We start from the raw sequence: 210 nt of genomic DNA, 5'->3' as shown, positions 1-210 counted from the left end.
TCAACCTTCGCCGTATTGATGACGGCGCCGATGCCGGTGGTCACGCCGCAGCCGATATAGCAGACCTTGTCGAAGGGGGCATCCGGGTTGATCTTGGCAACCGCGATCTCCGGCAGCACGGTATAGTTCGCGAAGGTGGAGCAGCCCATGTAGTGGTGCAGCTTTTCACCGTTGATGGAAAAACGGGAGGTTCCGTCCGGCATGACGCCC

The 210-nt window shown here is 60.0% G+C and carries 1 pseudogene; it reads right to left on the bottom strand.

Annotated features, from left to right (window positions below):
* Positions 1-210, bottom strand: a pseudogene (locus RTCK_RS14620) (S-(hydroxymethyl)glutathione dehydrogenase); the annotation flags it as partial.

Source organism: Pseudorhizobium endolithicum (assembly GCF_902153245.2).
GTDB lineage: Bacteria > Pseudomonadota > Alphaproteobacteria > Rhizobiales > Rhizobiaceae > Neorhizobium > Neorhizobium endolithicum.
Note: the sequence above shows the minus strand (reverse complement) of the source record. Positions and strands in the feature narration are given on the sequence as shown.